This is a genomic window from Anabaena sp. CCY 0017, assembly GCF_963920885.1.
Lineage (GTDB): Bacteria > Cyanobacteriota > Cyanobacteriia > Cyanobacteriales > Nostocaceae > Nodularia.
The window spans coordinates 52,343-68,433 of record NZ_CAWUDG010000024.1 but is presented as its reverse complement, the minus strand read 5'-3'; the positions used below and the strand labels follow the sequence as shown (position 1 = coordinate 68,433).

General features: G+C 41.5%; 13 protein-coding genes. 6 read left to right on the top strand and 7 right to left on the bottom strand.

The window, feature by feature from the left end; genetic code table 11:
• On the bottom strand, window positions 1-917 hold a 917-nt coding region (locus ACM0OW_RS21280; RefSeq protein WP_414552129.1), incomplete at its 3' end, for a FecR domain-containing protein.
• A gap of 250 nt (window positions 918-1,167) precedes the next feature.
• On the opposite strand from ACM0OW_RS21280, the gene ACM0OW_RS21275 reads away from it, so the two are divergent.
• Window positions 1,168-2,469: a hypothetical protein gene (locus ACM0OW_RS21275; protein ID WP_414552128.1), complete on the top strand. Its 1,302-nt coding sequence runs from the start codon at window positions 1,168-1,170 to the stop codon at window positions 2,467-2,469.
• 94 nt (window positions 2,470-2,563) lie between these two features.
• Here ACM0OW_RS21275 and ACM0OW_RS21270 read toward each other — a convergent pair whose 3' ends face one another.
• Entirely contained in the window at window positions 2,564-3,385 is an 822-nt protein-coding gene (locus ACM0OW_RS21270) for a sulfurtransferase (protein ID WP_414552127.1), read from the bottom strand.
• Window positions 3,386-3,668: 283 nt separating this feature from the next.
• Here ACM0OW_RS21270 and ACM0OW_RS21265 point away from each other — a divergent pair, with 283 nt between their 5' ends.
• The 4 genes from ACM0OW_RS21265 to ACM0OW_RS21250 all read left to right on the top strand — a co-directional run bounded on the left by ACM0OW_RS21265 (window position 3,669) and on the right by ACM0OW_RS21250 (window position 8,211).
• On the top strand, window positions 3,669-4,898 hold the full coding sequence (locus ACM0OW_RS21265; protein ID WP_414552126.1) for an HD domain-containing phosphohydrolase: 1,230 nt from the start codon (window positions 3,669-3,671) through the stop codon (window positions 4,896-4,898).
• 207 nt (window positions 4,899-5,105) lie between these two features.
• Window positions 5,106-6,479, top strand: coding sequence for a bifunctional UDP-N-acetylglucosamine diphosphorylase/glucosamine-1-phosphate N-acetyltransferase GlmU (gene glmU, locus ACM0OW_RS21260; protein ID WP_414552125.1), 1,374 nt, complete (start codon window positions 5,106-5,108; stop codon window positions 6,477-6,479).
• Window positions 6,480-6,497: 18 nt separating this feature from the next.
• Window positions 6,498-7,682, top strand: coding sequence for a hypothetical protein (locus ACM0OW_RS21255; protein ID WP_414552124.1), 1,185 nt, complete (start codon window positions 6,498-6,500; stop codon window positions 7,680-7,682).
• Window positions 7,683-7,788: 106 nt separating this feature from the next.
• On the top strand, window positions 7,789-8,211 hold the full coding sequence (locus ACM0OW_RS21250; protein WP_414552123.1) for a DUF29 family protein: 423 nt from the start codon (window positions 7,789-7,791) through the stop codon (window positions 8,209-8,211).
• 38 nt (window positions 8,212-8,249) lie between these two features.
• On the opposite strand, the gene ACM0OW_RS21245 is transcribed toward ACM0OW_RS21250, so the two are convergent.
• The 3 genes from ACM0OW_RS21245 to ACM0OW_RS21235 form a co-directional block, all read right to left on the bottom strand.
• A complete protein-coding gene (locus ACM0OW_RS21245) occupies window positions 8,250-9,203 on the bottom strand; it encodes an isoaspartyl peptidase/L-asparaginase (protein WP_414552122.1) in 954 nt (317 codons plus the stop codon).
• A gap of 228 nt (window positions 9,204-9,431) precedes the next feature.
• Window positions 9,432-9,587, bottom strand: a complete 156-nt coding sequence (locus ACM0OW_RS21240; RefSeq protein WP_414552121.1) for a DUF2256 domain-containing protein — start codon at window positions 9,585-9,587, stop codon at window positions 9,432-9,434.
• Between the two features lie 70 nt (window positions 9,588-9,657).
• Window positions 9,658-12,531, bottom strand: a complete 2,874-nt coding sequence (locus tag ACM0OW_RS21235) for a GAF domain-containing protein (RefSeq protein ID WP_414552120.1) — start codon at window positions 12,529-12,531, stop codon at window positions 9,658-9,660.
• A gap of 104 nt (window positions 12,532-12,635) precedes the next feature.
• Here ACM0OW_RS21235 and ACM0OW_RS21230 point away from each other — a divergent pair, with 104 nt between their 5' ends.
• Window positions 12,636-13,760 (top strand): quinone-dependent dihydroorotate dehydrogenase, encoded by a 1,125-nt coding sequence (locus ACM0OW_RS21230; RefSeq protein WP_414552119.1) that lies wholly within the window; start codon window positions 12,636-12,638, stop codon window positions 13,758-13,760.
• A 115-nt stretch (window positions 13,761-13,875) separates the two neighbouring features.
• Here ACM0OW_RS21230 and ACM0OW_RS21225 read toward each other — a convergent pair whose 3' ends face one another.
• Together ACM0OW_RS21225 and egtD are read right to left on the bottom strand one after the other, a co-directional pair.
• Window positions 13,876-14,601, bottom strand: coding sequence for a hypothetical protein (locus ACM0OW_RS21225; RefSeq protein ID WP_414552118.1), 726 nt, complete (start codon window positions 14,599-14,601; stop codon window positions 13,876-13,878).
• 218 nt (window positions 14,602-14,819) lie between these two features.
• Window positions 14,820-15,854 carry an L-histidine N(alpha)-methyltransferase gene (gene egtD, locus ACM0OW_RS21220; RefSeq protein ID WP_414552117.1) on the bottom strand — a complete coding sequence of 345 codons (1,035 nt, stop codon included), beginning with the start codon at window positions 15,852-15,854 and terminating at the stop codon, window positions 14,820-14,822.
• Window positions 15,855-16,091: the final 237 nt, after the last annotated feature.

Below are 16,091 nucleotides of genomic sequence, written 5' to 3'. Positions count from 1 at the left end.
GGAGTATTGTCTTCGACATCCGGTGGAGTATTGTCTTCGACATCCGGTGGAGTATTATCCTCGACATCCGGTGGCGTATTGTCTTCGATATCCGGTGGCGTATTATTGATATTTTCCGGTTCAGAAATAGTATCTGAAAAGGTTTCTCCTGCTTCCACCAAAGTATCTGCGGGAAAATTATCAATGGTTTGTGGTGGGGAAATATCCCTGTTCACGTCTTGGTTGGCTGAATCTGATGACCTAGGAGAAAGTTGCAAAAAAGATGGATTCTCGATTACTTTCTCGCCATTCACCGGTAACTGCTTTGCCACAGCTGTGGTAATTTCAGCTTTAACACTAGCGATCGCTCGATCTGATGTATCATCAATATCTAGTTGATCTAAATTAAGTCCCCGGACTAAATCACTGGTTTCATAAAAGGTTCTTAAATCAAAATCATATAAGCCCTGAAATTCCCCTTTAACTATCACCATCAGCTGTCCCGCTTCCAGCAACTGATTTTGAGAAGCTTTTTGGTTAAAAACCTCAATACCGCTATTGGTCAACGCACCCACAACTGTAGTATCTGTTTTTTCGTCATAGCGTACAAATAGGGCTGAACCCCGAATTGCTGCTGCTGCATTTGGTGTTTGTATCCGTGTTTTTCCTCTTCCTGGTGGAATGAGTAGCAACATTGTTCCATTTGACAGCGTAAAATTGCGACTTTGGGGTAAAAATCTAAATACTGCCTGTTCCCCAACCCTTGCCAAAGAGCCATCATTGAAGCGCAAATCTGCTAAAGAAGCTCTACCAGTAGATAACCTATCTCCAGGATTCATCGGATCTGCTCTGCGCGCCGGACGCTGCCTTTGTCTTAGAGGAATCAGTTGCACTATATTGCGGAGATTTTGAATCTCTGCACGAGTTAGAGGAGTCATAGCATTTGCCCAACTTGGCAACACTATCATGCCCCAGAAACTGATCACTAAAAGTGGGTACGTTCTACGTAATATCATATTCAAAATTTGGTAATTTTAATTTATATTAAGCAAGATTTTAGATATTATTTTATACACTTGAAGTAGTTATAATTATAACATCTCCTCTTAAATAAATTTAAGGAGTATGGACAACGGAGTTTGATGTTACTATTCAGCAAGCCCGAATTAACCCCATTTCAGGAATAAGATGCAACCCAAGGACTGGAGAAATTTGTTGTTGAGTATTTGGTTAGCTTCCAGTAGTGCGAACGGTTGCGGTATTGCCATAGATTCGGCTTTGGCTGTCAATTTAGATCCAGAATTTTGTCAAGAGCAGCTCCCGTCCAATATACAATTTTTGATAAATTCACAACTAACTATTGAGCAATGCCAAAAGGGTACGTTAGAGCCAATTAACTCTAAATTGCCACAGTTTGATTTAGTATCCATAGAACCGAGTTCATCAAATTCTACACAGCCAGCATCGTCCACTGATGACTCTAATCCTGAACCTAATCCTTCGGTAATAAAAAATCAGGACTCTATTCCAGATATTAATGAGTCACTACAGCTAGAAGCGAAACCCACGGATTTTTTACCATCTTTCTCAACACCAATAGAGCAACTTTTGGAGCAACCCCAAAAAGATGAAGCGGAAAGAAGAGAAGCTTTAAAACGCCGATTGCGGGAGGGAAGACAGCCCATAGATCAGTTAGATAGCTTTCCAGAACTGGGTTTAAGGGTGCGTGAGAGACCTTTGCCACAAAAACCTGTATCTCAGTTTAAACCTATAGGTAATTTACAAGGTCGTTTCGGCTATTACCATACAAGCAATATTTTTTCTGCTGATGTTGATCCCATAGAAGATGGTTTAATTTTTGCTGGACTGAGACTAGCCTCTGTATATTTACCCTTGGGATCTCAGACTTTTATCAATGGATCAATTGACGGTAGCATGGTTCGCTATGTAGACCAATCCATGTTTAATTACAACCGAGTAAAATTCGACCTGAATGTTTACCAACAGCTATCGCCACGAATGTATGGAATAATTGGCTGGAGTAATCAACAGTTATTTTATGCTAATAGCGATCGCTTTCAGGCAGGCGATCGCTTCTTAGGTGAAAATTCTCTATGGCTGTCTTTGGGAAGGCGAGATCCTCTCACGCCAAAATTAACGCTCAATAGCTTTTATGAGTTTAAACTAAATTTTGCGGAGCCAACTACCCGTAGTCGCATCATCAATTCTGGGCGAATTTCTTTAAACTACGACCTACAACAGCCTCTCCAAGTGGGTCTGAATTACCAAGTAAACTTATCAGATTTTACACAACGACAGCGAAATGACTATTATCATCAAGTATTTGGCAACTTGAGTTACAAATTATCTGATTATAGCAACATTAATTTACAAAGTGGTTGGACTTTTGGTGGTTCTACAGACAGTAATATTAATTTTGATGGTTGGTTTTTTGGTATTAACTACAATTGGCGATTAGGTGAGTTTTGAGGAATCCTCTTTCTTAGTACAGTAAGGAGGAAATAAACTACCCATTCCCAATCAATGAAACGCTTGTTCGTCCGACGAATTCCGCCGTGCGGTACTAGTCATAACTGATCCAGTCACTCCAACTACCAGCATAAAGTTTTCCTGTGTGAATATTGGCTAATTCCAAAGAAAGTAAATTTACACAAGCCGTGACACCAGAACCACAATAAACTAAAATCTCTGCGGCTGTTTCTAGTTTTTCCCAGCGTTGGCGATGCTCTGAGGGGGAAAGTAGATAACCTGAAGAGTCTGTAATTTCCTGCCAAGGATAGTTTACTGCACCTGGAATATGACCGGCAATTTTATCTATTGGCTCTCGTTCTCCTCGATAGCGATCTCTCTCTCTGGAATCTACCAAAGCTACTTTTGGTAAATCTTTGCGACTCCTCACAGCCTCAATATCTACTACCATTTCTGGTGTAACTTTGGGGATAAAATTACCTTTTTTGGGTGGCGATATTGCATCTGTAACTACATAACCAGATTTTTGCCATGCTGTAAATCCTCCATCTAATACAACTACTTGCTCATGTCCTAAATAGCGTAATAACCACCAAAGACGAGATGCAAAGGCCAAGCGTGAATCATCATAAGCAACAACTAAAGTTTTTGAAGAATCCACCCCTATTGCTGATAACTTGTGACCTAGATCATTGACATTAGGTAAAGGATGTCGGCCGCCATGCTGACCTACCGGACTGGAAAGATCCTGATTCAAATCTAGATAATAAGAATTCTTAATGTGACTTGCTTGGTATTGTTGTTTTCCTAGTTGAGGATCAGCAAGAGAAAAGCGACAATCTATAATGACGATATGTTGATCGTTCAGATGCTCCCAAAGCCAAGCTGGGGAAACGAAAAATTGGGTTTCAGCCATAAATCTTCAGCTATTTTCCAGAAAATTTGTATTTATGATAAAAATGGGGTAAGTTTTTTAAATTTCATTCACTAGAATAGTAAGTAGTTTAGATCACATAAAATTTTATACTTTATTATGTAAAGAATTTTTATCCCAGTTTCATAGATTTGAGATGCTTTAACTGATGACAATATTTTCTAGTGCTTCAAATAGAAGCAATTTCAGAAAAACCTGATTTAAATATTAAACCTATTTTTGCAGTCAGACACTGTTAATTTTTTTGAAAAAGTGGGGTAATTTTGTGATTGCATGGAATTCCAACTGTAAAGACCTGACTGAAGAACAATTTGGAGAGTCTACCCCCCCCAACAAAGTAGATCATATTGATGCCAATGATGTATTAGAATCGAAAGATTTAGCAGGTTCTGCCTTAGACTTATATCCAGGTGATTTCCTGATTAAACAGACACAAGTAACTGCTGATAGAATGAAAAATGATATTAAATATGGTGACAATGCACTCATTCCCATAACTCCACCAGCCACAGATTCTACAGTAGTGAACGGTTTTGATTCAGAATTGCCAACAATTTTAATAGTTGACGATCATACTGCAAGTCGGATGACTGCCGTTGCTCTCTTATCGATGGAAGGGTACAACGTCATCGAGGCTGACAGTGGTATTACCGCCTTGGAATTGGTAAAACAAAAACAACCAGATTTGATTTTACTGGATGTGATGATGCCGGGAATGGATGGGTTTACAGTCTGTCAGCAGCTCAAGCAAGATGAACATACTAGACTCATACCAATAATTTTTATCACAGCTTTAAACGACAGGCGATCGCGCATTCAGGGAATTGAAGTCGGTGCGGATGACTTTCTGAGCAAACCTTTTGACCGTGTAGAACTAACAGCGCGTGTGAAATCTTTAGTGCGGCAAAAGCGTTTAAATGAAGACTTAGACCACGCTGAGAAAGTCTTGTTTTCTATTGCTAGGGCGATTGAAAGCCGTGACCCCAATACAGGCGATCACTGTGAAAGGTTAGTTAAACTAGGACAGGCTTTTGGTGAATACCTCAATCTTTCACGCTACAAAATTCGAGATTTAATGTGGGGTGGTTATCTTCACGATATCGGCAAGGTGGGTATTCCCGACGGAGTGCTACTTAAACAAGGCAAACTCACCCCCGAAGACTGGGTGATTATGAAGCAGCACGTTTTGATTGGGGAAAAAATTTGCCTACCTCTACGTAGTATGCAAGGTGTCATTCCCATTATTCGCCATCACCATGAGCGCTGGGATGGATCAGGCTACCCGGATGGACTAAAAGAGGATGATATTCCCTACTTAGCACAAATATTTCAGATAATTGATATTTACGATGCTCTAACTAGCGAAAGACCTTATAAAAAAGCGTTTACTTTAGAAGAAGCAATATATATCATACAGCAAGAAACTGATTCAGGTTGGCGCAATCCCAAGCTGGTACAGCAGTTTATCGAATTTATTCGTTCCCGGAATAGATAGTAGGGAGTGAATTTCAAAAAGTCGCCTTTTAATGTCTCCAGCCAAGAAGATTTTGGTGTTGGCTAGATTAACTGATATGATTTGAGGCTAAATATAGCAACCGTCAAGGAGTTTAGGAGATTGTTGATCTGGGTTTAGACTCAGCAATTAGCACTTTGCTATATGAAAATATTAAACGCAAAAATGTACTTCACTGATAGCTAAATTATGGTAATTGTAGCAATTTTAGCGGCAGGACGCGGCACAAGGATGAAATCACACCTACCGAAGGTTTTACATTCTTTGGGTGGGCGATCGCTAGTTGAGAGAGTTCTCGACAGTGTAGAACCGCTTTCACCCTCACGGCGAATGGTGATTGTCGGATACCAAGCACAGGAAGTCAAAGCAGCCATGCAGTACCCTAACTTGGAGTTTGTGGAACAGACTCAACAGCTGGGTACAGGTCATGCCATTCAGCAATTATTACCCCACTTAGAGGGTTACACAGGAGATTTACTGGTGCTAAATGGCGATATACCGTTATTACGCACTCAAACACTAAAACAGCTATTACAAACTCACCAAGAAAATGGCAACGCCGCCACTATCCTCACCTCACACCTAACTGAACCCAAGGGCTATGGGCGCGTTTTTTGTGATAGTGAAAATATTGTGCAGCAAATGGTGGAAGATAAAGATTGTACTGCTGCTCAAAAACAAAATACTCGAATTAACGCTGGGGTTTACTGTTTTAATTGGCAGGACTTAGCTAAAGTTTTGCCACACTTACAGGCGAATAATGCCCAGAAGGAATATTACCTCACCGATGCTGTCACCCAAGTCGGCAAAGTCATGGCTGTTGACGTGGAAGATTACCAAGAAATTTTGGGAATAAATGACCGCCTACAACTAGCAACCGCTTACGAAATTATCCAAAAGCGTGTCAAGGAAAAATGGATGATGGCTGGTGTCACCCTCATCGACCCTCAAAGCATTACCATTGATGACACCGTAGAATTACAGCCAGATGTAATTATTCAACCTCAAACCCATTTGCGGGGAAATACCACGATTCAAACCGGGAGTTGCATTGGCCCTGGGAGTTTAATTGAAAATAGCCAATTGGGTGAAAATGTGACTGTGCAGTATTCTGTAGTTACAGATAGCATTGTGCAGACAGGCAGCAAAATAGGCCCTTATGCTCATTTACGTGGTCATGCAGTAGTCGGTGCTAATTGCCGTGTGGGTAACTTTGTGGAATTAAAGAATACTCAGTTAGGCGATCGCACTAACGCCGCACATTTATCATACTTAGGTGATACCATTACAGGTACTAAAGTAAACATTGGAGCAGGTACAATTACTGCCAACTACGACGGCGTTAAAAAACATCCTACCCACATAGGCGATCGCACTAAAACCGGTTCTAATAGCGTCTTAGTTGCACCAGTTACTCTAGGCGATGACGTTTATGTAGCCGCAGGTTCAACTGTGACAGAAGATGTACCTGATAATTCTTTAGTAATTGCCCGTAGTCGTCAAGTAGTTAAACAAGGTTGGGAGAAGAACACACTTGACAATAAAACCACCAATGAGAACTGATTCCTATTACTCGGTAAAATGATGAAAATTGGTAATCCTGAAGTTATAAAAGAAGATAAAAGTCTCCTGTACCGTGTAGATGTTAGCTTTTCTGAAGGCGATCAAACCTTATGGTATTCTCTGGATGCAGATTACGCTGATCTTGTCTCAGAGCGTTCAGATGCAGCGCTGGTGGCACTCCTAATACCAGCAATGGCAAGTGGTGAGGACATTCATCTATCAGGAACAATCTCCGAGAAACTATATTACAATTTGTCCGACACGTATCAACGAGTATTACAACTCATTATTCCTTCGCTACGCTTTATCAAAATCTACCCATCCGATGTGCAACCTGCATCCCAGAAAGCTGCTGGTGTAGCAAGTGGTTTCTCTGCTGGTATTGATTCTTTTTCCCTATTAGCAGATCATCATTACAAGAAAGATGTGCCAACAGGGTTTCGGGTAACACATCTTATTTATAACAATGTTGGTTCGCACGGTGGAGGCGCTGAACGCTTGTTTAGAGAGCGTTATGCGCGTTTAAAGCCTTTCGTAGAAGAGCAACTTGGACTTCCTTTCATTGCTATTAATTCAAATCTTAATAGTTTTTATAAAGGATATAACTTCCAGCAAACCCATACTCCTCGCAATACCTCTGTAGCACTTATGTTGCAGGGTGGTATCGGACGCTTTATGTATGCCTCTGCTTACACTTATAGCGATATTAGAATAGGTCATAACGGCTGCATGGCCTATAGCGACTCTATTACACTTCCTCTCCTTTCCACCGAAGCACTAGATGCGTTCTCTGTAGATAGCCAATACACTCGTGTGGAAAAAACAATTCGTGTAGCTGATATTGAAGACTCATATAAGGTACTTGATGTGTGTGTCCGTGACGACCAAGCAAGGAACTGTTCTACCTGTTGGAAATGTATGAGAACGTTGCTTACCTTGGAAATAGCAGGGAGTATCGACCGTTATTCGGATATATTTGATCTTAAAGCCTATTATCAGCACAGAGAACGCTACATTGCTTATAAGGTACTCCAGGTTAATGATCCATTGACGCACGAAATTACCTCATTCGCCAAAGCTCGCGAATTTAAATTTCCTCTTTCCTCACGATTAATTGCATACAAGTCGCAGGTTGGAAACGTGATCAAGACTCCAGTTAGGAAAGTATACAGAAAAATTAGCAACTTAATTAAGCCTACTTAGTATATTTGCATATACACTGTTTCAGTGCGGCAGTGTGTTAACTCAAACAACTTTTGATGTGTCAATTTAGCTAAATTAATTGTGAAACCAAAATTCTCAATCCAATATGGAAGAACTACTAGAACTGAGAGAACTTCTACAACAAGGTAGAATTCCAGAGGCTCTGTTATTAGTGGATGAGTTAGAAGAGATGAGCCTCAGTGACAAAATCAATAAAATTGATAGTTATGGTGTAATTCTACTCATCCATTTAATTAAACAACAAGCTGAAAACCGTTCTACTCGCTCTTGGGAGATTTCCATAGAAAATGCAGTGCGGGAAATCAACAAAACAAACAAGCACCGCAAATCTGGCGATAACTACTTGAATCCGACAGAATTAATGGATATTCTGCAACAAGCATATCAGATAGCCCTCAAAAAAGCGGCACTTGAAACATTAGAAGGACGTTATGAAGCTGAAGAACTAGCAGCAATGGTTAACAAACCAGAAATTCTCACTCAAGCACTGGAATTAATCCAAAAATGAGTAATTCCCTCCGCGAACCTTGGCGTTAAAAAAATCACTTAACAAAAACCAATTAGTTCCCCATTATTCCATTCCAAAGTATCGCCAATGCTTGTGCCATCATGGTAAGCAGCAAGTAAAACCTCGCTAGTTTTACCCCATGATATCGCTCCAGACGCATCTAAAGCGATCGCACCCAAATCGCGCTGATTTTTGCTAGCTTCCGTAAAAGAGCGCTGCATAGCATCCTTGAGAGACATACCATCAGTTACCCGCACCACAATCTTGGCGGCTAAACATTCATCGATGATATCTTCCCCAATACCAGTACAACTGACTGCTGCATGACTAGTAGCATAATTACCTGCTGGCATAGCAGAATCACTGACCCTACCAATGCGCTCAAAGCCTTTACCACCTGTAGAAGTGCCAACAGCCAACCCACCGGATGAATCTAAAACGACTACACCAATAGTGCCACGTCCTGCATTACTGCTTTCCACTAATTCCGGTTCTGCGACCACACCAGCCATAGTACTTTTAAAATTATCTTGGCGTTCTTGCATCCATTCATGTAATCTTAAATCAGTTAAAGCATTGTAACTGGGAACTTGTAACTCCCGTGCCAGTTCAGCCGCACCGTAATCAGAAAGTACCCGATCTGGCGAACTTTGTAAAAAGTGTACCAACTCAATGGGATTTTTCACCCGTGAAATATTAATTACACCACTAAAACGCCCTGATGTGCCGTCCATCAAAGAAGCACTCATGCGGATTTGACCATCAGATTGCAGTACAGAACCAGTCCCAGCATTAAATCGGGGGTCATCTTCTAACATTTGGCAACCTAACAACACCGCTTCAGATGCAGTTGCGCCTGACAGTAGAAGAGAATAGACTGCTTCTACTACCGGATAAAGTGACCGACGCACCGACTCTAATCCTCCTTTACCGTGGAGAGAACTACCAGCTCCTCCATGAATAATTACTTTAGGTTGCACCTGTAAATTCATTTATCTATAATCCTTGTGCTATTTGCGTCTGTTGTTGTAGTTGGTTTCACTATATACGAAAGTGCTGAGTGGGTAGGGGGGGGTTTAAGCAGTCAGTCTGTGGTTCGTCAAAATCCTTAGTAAACCCGCCCGTACAGGAGTGCTGAGTGCTGAGTAAGTTTCTTGCCCCCCTGCACCCTGCACCCCTGCCTCTTCTCCCCTGCCCCCTGCCCCCCTGCCTCTTTGCCTCTAATCTTTAGCCTCTGAACGGCGGCGACGGCAACGTTCTGAACAGTATTTCACCTCATCCCAGCAATCTTGCCATTTCTTTCGCCAAGTGAAGGGACGTTGACATACCGGACACATTTTTGTAGGTAGGTCTGATTTAGAACGAATTCGTCCCATGATGAATACCCTGCAAATTTGAGTGAGATTTTTGAGAGCAATGGAAAATTATATAACGAGTTTGTTCAAGCTAGAAATTTTTGGCAGCTAATGGCAACAGTAAGCGGCTGACTACTCGGCGGTCTGGTAACTGATAGATATACAATTCTCCTCCTAGTTCCTGCATAAGATTTTGGCAGATCCGCAGATGTAAGCCGGGAAGTTCATTGACTACAGAAAGTGCTAGCACATCTTTAGGTGTATTGTGATGTAGTGCTGCTAGAAGTTTTGGTTCAATGAAGCCATTATCTGTAATCGATAACTCTAATAATTGCTCATCTAAACGGCGACACCAGATATCAATTCTGCCCCCGCTTTGAGAACGGTGACAGGCAAATACTAATAATTCGTGCAGGATTAATTCAATTTTGACTATATCACCAGAGATAGCCATTGAGGAGGGGTAGCTTGAGGTTTGAATACCTGGGAGAAATGAAGAAGTACTGACTATTTCGGGTTCTGCACCTGATTGTCCCAAACCATGCACACCTACCCATAATTTGTGTTGCTCCAGTAAAGTTTCGATTCGTTCAAGCGATCGCTTGAGTAAACTGGAGATAGGCATAGTTTCCACACTCTTATGTAACTGCCATTGTTCCAGTTTGAGCAATCCACTCATGGAAGCGGTTGTCTGGTCTAACTGTCGCAATAGTAACTGGTAACGTGTGCGAGTCAAATCATTACTAGGAATACCCAAATCATGTATTTGTCCCAGTAACAACGCTGTTGTTCTGTGAATTTCCTCAAGACGACTATGTTTATACCAATTGAGTTGTTGTAATTCTTTGTGAGTAGACTCTAACAGTTGGGTAATTTGCTGTTGACGACGCGACCAAGCTAACTGATTCACCAGCGTTTCTATGGCATTGAGGTTAATTTGTGACCATTGACGTTGCCGATGGTCTGCGATTACCACCACGGCTGTAGGTTCATAAACAGCAGCAGTACGTAAGGCGATGATTAAAATCTGGCCAATGCCTGAACCATTCAACCATTTTCTGCTTTCGGGTGGTAAATCATCTACAGAGAAACTCAGGTAACTATTTTGGGAAAGCGCCCACTGAATCAAAGCTTCAGATTGAATATTTATTTTTGCATCCGCAGCAATTCCAAATCCATGATCAGTAATTGACTCGATAATTTCTGCATGAGTTTGACCCGAAGACCAAGATAACATCAGTACCAAGGGACAGCCGAGAACATAAGCTATTTGTTCGAGTACAGTACGTTCTAGATGTTTTGCTCTGATTTCGGTTGTGGAACTTTGCTCACTTTGTTCCAGCACTCGCAGGCATTGCTGAATGCTGTACAATACCTTTTTTTGTTGGTCATTATCAGTTTGCAGTTGCCATTGGTGGACAATTACACCAATTTGTTGACCCACGACCCACAGCAATTCTTTTTCTAAACTTGACCAACTGCGATGATTTTCGTGAGTAATCAGCAGTAATGCGTTTGGTGCATGACCTTGAGTACAATTACAAATTAACAGCGATCGCACGCCATATTCTAGCAGGGGAGATTGCCAGTTAAAAAACCGTAAATCTTCGTCTAATTTCTCCACATCTACCGCAGTTGTCGCCGAGTTTAATAAAGAAATATCCACTTCTGTCAGTTCATTGAAAGCGAATATCAACGGTCGGCGATTATGAGGTTGGTTTTGGTAGATAATTTGATAATTATTTTGGTCAACGTCATATAGTAATAGTAAAAAGCGGGTAGCAGATAGTCGCTCTAAAACCTTTGTCGCACAGGTACGGAGAATGTCGTTAAATTCATGCTTGTAATAAATAGCTTGGGCAACTTGGCTAGTCAGATAAGTATCATCTTGAATTTTTTGAATGGTACTTTCCATGTTGTCAATGGGAGCAACTAAAGATATTAGCCCCGCAGCACCTTGAACAAAATTCTTATCCGCCTCTACCCAAATCCGTGGTTCATGATCCTCCACAGCCAAAAAACCTAGTAAATCCTTTTGCCAAATAATCGGAGCTGCTAGAAGCGATCGCACCCGCAAGCGTTGTAACAATTTGGCGGTAAAATGGCTTTTGAGAGAACTACGAGCATCACCAATCCAAACAATTTCATTGACTGACAAAGCATAATACAATTCGCTCAACTCCTGCACTGTCATGCCTGGTGGTGCTTGTTCAGGATTAGAAATACGACCCATATTAGCCATTTGATTGCTCATCCGACACCAAAAGTAACGCCCTTGTCGGTCAAACCAATAAATATTGGTGCGACTGGGAGAGACAAATTGATGAGTTGCTTCTACTAATGCTTTGAGTCTTTGATCTAAATTATTGAGGATGCGGATGTTTTCTAATAATTTTAATAATGGTTCGTCAGGGCGTTTAGTTTGCTTTTGCTGTGAATCTATCTCTTTTTGATAAAGGACTGCCCCTAATGCTCCTAAAACTATTGTCAATCGCGTCTTTGAGTCTCCTGGTAGTAAGTAACCCCAACGTTCTGAGCCGAGTAATAGTAAACCTAAAAAACGGCCTTTATGGCGAATAGGCCAAAAAATTGTTCCCTGAATATTAAACTTTATGCCAAATTTTTGCCATGTGGCAGCACGGGTTTCTTTACGTAAATCTACTACCCCTAATGGTCCCTGTTCAATGACAACTTGCTCTAAGATGTCGCCGGGATTAAAAACAACTCGTTTTCTTAAAAAACTGGGATCGCGGTCAGGGGTAACACCACCTTGACCCCATAATGTATGCTTAAGACGATCATAAAGTGCAATCCAAATTAAACTGTAGTCAAACTGCTTTTCTATATAGGAAATAGTACTTGCAATCAGAACGTCAACATCATCCTCTTCTCTCAGGGTTTGAAGGATGCTGCACAACGCCAGGATCTGTTGTTCGTCGGTCAAAGATTTTTGTGGCTGCCCCATCTGAATTATTGATCAACTTAGCTTGTAATATATTAAGATGCCCAGAAAAACATCCTGACTCAAAATAGCTATGGATAATTGCTGGAAATTCTGGGTAAATTTATATGGATATTTATCAAGTTGCGATTCGTCCTCTATTGTTCAATCTGCTCAAAGCAGATCCAGAGTGGTTACATCAGCAGACAATTCATCGTTTAAGTTGGTTATCACAGGCCAGCAACCCTTCTGCTCATTGGGTAAATCAACGTCTACAGCAATCCTTGTGTTTGAAAGATACACGCCTCGAACAAAATTTGTTTGGGCTAAATTTTCCTAATCCTTTAGGATTAGCCGCCGGTTTTGATAAAGATGGCGTTGCTGCCAATATTTGGTCTAGTCTAGGTTTTGGCTTTGCAGAATTAGGAACTGTAACCTTTGTAGCACAACCAGGAAATCCTCGCCCCCGTTTATTTCGCTTACAATTGGATCAAGCTGCTCTTAACCGCATGGGTTTTAATAATAGCGGAGCCGCAGCAATGGCAATAAGGTTAGCACAACAAAAGCAAAAGTTAGCCTGGTCAATTCCCATAGGTATAAATTTGGGTAAATCTAAGGTTACATCCTTAGAAGCAGCTGGAGTAGATTATCTTAACAGTTTTCGCGCACTTAAGGAGTTGGGGGACTATTTTGTAGTGAATGTCTCTTCTCCCAATACTCCTGGGTTGCGATCGCTCCAAGATGCTGCCATGCTCGGTTCTATCTTGGATTTATTACAGCAGGAAAATAAAACACAAAAGCCGATATTTGTCAAGATTGCGCCGGATTTATCATGGGAGGCGATCGCTGACATTATTACCTTAGCCAAAACTTACCAACTAGCCGGAATTATTGCCACGAACACCACCATCAGCCGTGATGGCTTGAAAACTCAAATAATTCAACAAACAGGCACATCACCCCAGGAGGAAGCAGGCGGAATTAGTGGTGCGCCAGTACGCGATCGCTCCACTGAGGTAATTCGATTTATTTGGCAGCAAACCCAAGGGCAAATCCCCATTATCGGTGTTGGGGGCATTTTTACCGCAGAAGACGCTTGGGAAAAAATCACTGCGGGCGCAAGTTTAATTCAAGTCTATACAGGCTGGGTTTACGAAGGTCCGATGATGGTCAGGCGAATTCTCGAAGGTTTGCTTTTACACCTGGAAAAAAACCAGTTAAATTCCATCACCGAAGCCGTAGGAAAGTTCTGAGTGCTGAGTGCTGAGTGGGGAGACGCGATCAATCGCGTCTGTACAAGAGAGTGAAGAAAGTGCTGAGTAAGTTTCTCCCCCCCTGCACCCTGCACCCTGCCCCCCAGCTTCTTTGTTAACCTTCCTCCAGTGGGAAAAACTCCTTGGTTTTTTCCGAGTATGTCCAGGCGATACCATCAGGGTCTTTGTTACGACACCACTCTGGAAACTCTGGATCATTGCGACGTTTGTAAACTGTGCTGGAATAAACATTTAACCGTTTGGCAAGTTCTGATTGGATCAAAGAACCAAACATTAACTGCTTTTCTAGCGATCGCTCAACCTCTTGATGGGTTTCTGGTTTTGGTGCTGCGGTTTCTGGTTCTGACTCCACTGGTTGGGGTTCTGGTGCGGCTAAAAGCGAACGCGCAGTTTTAGTAACTGGTTGAGAGGGAAGCGCTTCAACAGGTTCACTACTATCAAGGATATCCCCCAGAATACTGGCAGTCATAAAGTAATAAACCTCACCGCCTTCTTGTGAATTCTGTACACTGGCACCAAATTCACTAGCCTTACTATCTAAATAGCGTTTTGCCGTTGTCCCCGAAAAATTTCCCCTCAGTGCCAAATCCATTGGCGTAATTTTTCCTTGAGTTTCCCGAATCATTTCATGGAAAACCGGATTAACTTGCCCAGACCACTGTTGCCATTGATATTGTTGCCAAACTTGGAACCCAATTGCCAGCATCAGAATTGCCAGTAAAATTCTCCAGGTAGCAACCAGGAAAATAATCAAAAAAGAGATTGGCAAAAGTAGAACGAGAAACCCTTTCCCGTTGCTTTCTATTATTTTTTCACTCATGCCGATTATTGCTAGTTTATTTTTTGGAAAATAGTAATATTATCTTGGCAAAAAGTGGGACATTTTTTTGTATCGTTTGGCAAAGTTGCAGCAAATTTGCTAATAAAACTCAGAACTGCCTAGATATAGTCCGGTAATTTGCCCCCGGAGAACCTCAACCCAAGCTGCACTTTAACTCCCCTCCTCGCTTGCGGGGAGGGGTTGGGGGTGGGGTGATTTTATGCTTGCCTTTGACAAAGCAACAAACCAAACCACTGATTAGGATCAGTCCACACATTCAGGGGTACTAAACCCCGTGCTGTGAGTTGTTGTTGTATAATTTTCAGATCAAATTTGCGGGAAATTTCCGTGTGAATAGTTTCCCCAAGAGCAAAGTTAACCGTGAGGTTGAGAGCGTGTAATTCTACAGATTGCGATCGCAAACTGCGTAAATACGACTCAATTTGATTTTCGGTTTCGTTATAAAACGACCAGTGTTCAAACTGCGTTGTGTCAAAATTACCCTCAAATCGCTGATTTAAATGCTCCAAAATATTCAAGTTAAAAGCCGCCGTCACACCTTGGCTATCGTCATAAGCTGGTTCCAATATATGTTTGGGCTTTTGTAAGTCTATCCCCAATAAAAAATACTCCCCTACTTGCAGAGCATTTGTAATTTGAGATATAAAAATATCACTCTCTTGGGGCGTGAGATTACCCAAAGTGCTGCCAATAAAACCAATTAGCCGACTGGGTAATTCTGATGGCAGAATTTTTGCCAAGGCTAATTCGTAGGTTCCAGCAAGTGCATGAACTTGTAAAGAAGGATAATCTGCTAATAGCTGTCTAGCACTACTTTCTAATATCCCCGCACTCACATCAATGGGTACATATAGCATGGGGTAGCCTAGCTGCTGGTAAGCATCTAGTATAATTCTGGTTTTAGTAGAGCTACCACTGCCAAGTTCCACCAATTCACAAGGGCCAGTTATTCTGGCAATTTCACTAGCATACTGCTGTAAAATTTTCGTTTCTGTGCGTGTCAGATAATATTCTGGTAATTCACAGATTTGCTCAAATAGCTCCGAGCCACGATCATCATAAAGGTATCGGGTGGGAAGGGTTTTGGGTGTTTGAGTTAGTCCCTGAATCACATCACTTCCAGTATCAAATGTGACTATTTCATTCACTGTCACCAAACGCTCGATCCGCAAGCGTTTTTCAATGCTTTTTGGGGAAGCAATTTTGCTGCCAGCAGCTTTAGATATTGACATTTAACCTCCATTATGTAGAATACCAATTCGTAATTCGTAATTAAGAAAGGGATATAGCCTTCTTTTGCCGAATTGGTATATTAGGTTTCTTTTTAGGGCAAACCTTTACTTTAGCCAGTGAAACACATAGCCTTAGCTCATAACATCACGCCTGAGCCAGATTAATCAAGCTTTTAAGCCATCTTTAAGGATTTTCTCATAAAAATCGATGCCTTGTAGAGACGCGATTCATCGCGT